General features: G+C 65.3%; 4 protein-coding genes and 1 pseudogene. All 5 read right to left on the bottom strand.

All coding sequences use genetic code 11. The features are described from left to right. Positions 1-172 (bottom strand): annotated as a pseudogene (locus tag RMP09_RS15870) (protocatechuate 3,4-dioxygenase); the annotation flags it as partial. Positions 173-174: 2 nt separating this feature from the next. Next, the gene (gene ligA, locus RMP09_RS15865; protein WP_310566956.1) at positions 175-618 is read right to left on the bottom strand and encodes a protocatechuate 4,5-dioxygenase subunit alpha; all 444 of its coding nucleotides are present in this window, start codon (positions 616-618) and stop codon (positions 175-177) included. 99 nt (positions 619-717) lie between these two features. Further along, positions 718-1,650 carry an amidohydrolase family protein gene (locus RMP09_RS15860; protein ID WP_310566955.1) on the bottom strand — a complete coding sequence of 311 codons (933 nt, stop codon included), beginning with the start codon at positions 1,648-1,650 and terminating at the stop codon, positions 718-720. A 132-nt stretch (positions 1,651-1,782) separates the two neighbouring features. After that, a complete protein-coding gene (ligK, locus tag RMP09_RS15855) occupies positions 1,783-2,466 on the bottom strand; it encodes a 4-carboxy-4-hydroxy-2-oxoadipate aldolase/oxaloacetate decarboxylase (protein ID WP_310566954.1) in 684 nt (227 codons plus the stop codon). Between the two features lie 137 nt (positions 2,467-2,603). After that, the coding region (locus RMP09_RS15850) for an amidohydrolase family protein (protein WP_310566953.1) at positions 2,604-2,861 on the bottom strand (258 nt) is incomplete at its 5' end.

Below are 2,861 nucleotides of genomic sequence, written 5' to 3'. Positions count from 1 at the left end.
CGTTGTAGACCAGAAAGATGACGTCGGGCTTGTTGTCCTTCATCCACTGCTTGGAGTAGTCGTAGCCCGCGAACAGCGGCTTCCAGTAGTCCTCTTTGGTCTTGCCCAGGTCCATGGCCGCGCCGATGGCGGGCACGTGCGAGGTGAAAACGGATGCGGTGATCTTGGCCATGCTCAGGCTCCTGCTTTCTTGCCGGCAGCGCCTTGCGGCTGGCGGTGGGGTTGTGCGTCGCCGTCTTCACCGAGGTAGCGGTTGCCTTCGGCGCTGCGGCCGCCGTTGACCATCATGTCGCGGTATTCGGCTTCGGTCATGCCGGTCATGGAACCCGCCATCTGCTGGAAGCTCTTGCCGTCGGTCGATCCGATCTTGGCCAGGAAGTAGATGTTGCCGCCCAGGCGCATGCACCAGTTCAGATCGCGTGCCAGCACCGCCTGCTTCTGTTCTTCGGACATCGGCCATTCGTCGAGGTAGGTGCGCTGATCGGCCTTGAAACGCTCGCGGTTCTCGGCCTTCATCAGGCTCATGCAGAACTGGTTGAGCCAGTAGCCTTTGCGCGATTGCTCGGCGTCAAAAATGATCGTGCCGGGCACGTCTTTGTAGGGTTTATCGAGTGCCATGGGTACTCCTTGTTGAAACTGGAATCGCCGCCGGGCCGCCCCAAGGCGATTCGCTCCCCCTTGGGGGGCAGCGACCCGCGCAGCGGCGGAGCGTGGGGGTCAACATTCTTCGGGCCAGTAGAGACGCATCGGGTTGTCCACCAGCAGCTTGCGCTGCAGCTCGGCGGTCGGCGCGATGTGCGGGATGAAGTCCACCAGCAGGCCGTCGTCGGGCATGTGGTCTTTCAGGTTCGGGTGCGGCCAGTCGGTGCCCCAGAGCACGCGGTCCGGGAACTGCTCGACGATGCGCTTGGCGAACGGGATCACGTCGGTGTAGGCGTTCTGCTCGCCGTTCAGCGCCTTGGGGCCGGTGACCGACAGGCGCTCGGGGCAGCTGACCTTGCTCCACACGTTGGTGTGCTCGCGCATGAACTTTTCGAACAGCGCGAACTGCGGGCCGTCGACCGGCAGACTCACATCGGGCCTTCCCATGTGGTCCACCACCACGGTGGTGGGCAGCGCGGTGAAGAAGTCCCACAGCTCGGGCAGGTCCACGGCTTCGAAGTAGATGACCACGTGCCAGCCCAGCTTGGCAATGCGGCCGGCAATCTCCATCAGCTCGTCCTTGGGCGTGAAGTCGACCAGGCGCTTGACGAAGTTGAAGCGCACGCCACGCACGCCGGCGGCGTGCAGGGCCTGCAGTTCTTCGTCGGTCACCGAGCGCTTGACCGTGGCCACGCCACGCGCCTTGCCGCCCGACGACAGGCAGGCATCGACCATGGCGCGGTTGTCGGCGCCGTGGCAGGTGGCCTGCACCACCACGTTGCGGGCAAAGCCCAGGTGGTCGCGCAGCGCGTACAGCTCCGTCTTGCTCGCGTCGCAGGGCGTGTACTTGCGCTCGGGCGCGTAGGGGAACTCGGCCCCTGGGCCGAACACGTGGCAGTGCGCGTCCACCGCGCCCGCCGGCAGATTGAAGGTGGGCTTGGACGGGCCGGTGTACCAGTCCATCCAGCCCGCGGTTTTGGTGAAGTCACCGGAAGTCGGTTTGCTCATGAAAGGCCTTCAAAAATTCGAAACACCAACAAGGCGGTGATGGCGGAAGACAGCGGGGCGATTTGCTGGCGCGCAGCGACGGATGAGCCCCGCTGGCTTCCGGCGTCGCCGCCGGGACCAGCCGGAGAAACATCAGTCGATGTAACGAAGACCCGCAGCCGCCAGCGGCTCGCGCATCTTGTACATGTCCAGCCCCAGCACGCCCGAGGCCAGCTTGTCGCGCTTCTCGCCTTCGAAGCTCTCGCGCTTTTGCGCGGCGGCCAGGGTCGCGGCGGCCTTGGCGGCGGGCACGCAGACCACGCCGTCGTCGTCGGCCACGATCACGTCGCCCGGCGTCACATAGGCACCGGCGCAGACGATGGGGATGTTCACCGAGCCCAGCGTGGCCTTGATCGTGCCCTTGGACGAGATGTGGCGGCTCCAGACCGGGAAGTTCATCTCCTTGAGCGTCTTCACGTCGCGCACACCGGCTTCGATGACCAGCGCGCGGGCGCCCCGGGCCTGGAAGCTGGTGGCCAGCAGGTCGCCGAAGTAGCCGTCGCTGCAGTCGGCGGTGACGGTGGCGATCACGATGTCGCCCGGCTGGATCTGCTCGGCCGCCACATGCATCATCCAGTTGTCACCGGGCTGCAGCAGCACGGTCACGGCCGTGCCCGAGACCTGCACGCCGGTCTGGATCGGGCGCATGTAAGGCTTCAAAAGGCCGACACGGCCCATGGCTTCGTGCACGGTGGCCGAGCCGAGCGCGGCCAGGCCATCGGCGGCTGCGCGGTCGGCGCGGTTGATGTTGCGGTAGACAACGCCCAGTTCGTACATGTTTTTCTCCTCGTTCAAAAGCACAGATGGTTGTGCGAAGGGTTTGATTCCAGAGACACCGCGGAACCGGCTTTGCCGGGCCGCTGGTGTCGCCCCCTTGAGGGGGTCGCGCTGAGCGCGGCGGGGGTGTTTTCCGATTACTTGCCGGCGGCCTTGAGGCGGGCGTCCAGTCGCGGGAACACGCGCCGCGCATTGCCTTCGTACACCTTGTAGCGGTCGTCGCCCACGACGATGGTGCTCGCTTCGATGTAGCGCTTGGTGTCGTCGTAGTAGTTGCCAGTCTCGGGGTCGATGCCGCGCACGGCGCCGATCATTTCGGAAGCGAACAGGATGTTCTCCATCGGGATCACCTTGGTCAGCAGGTCGATGCCGGGCTGGTGGTAGACGCAGGTGTC

This window comes from Hydrogenophaga sp. (genome assembly GCF_031426985.1).
Taxonomy (GTDB): domain Bacteria; phylum Pseudomonadota; class Gammaproteobacteria; order Burkholderiales; family Burkholderiaceae_C; genus Hydrogenophaga.
The sequence above is the reverse complement of the archived record's forward strand: the minus strand, read 5'-3'. Positions and strand labels throughout refer to the sequence as shown.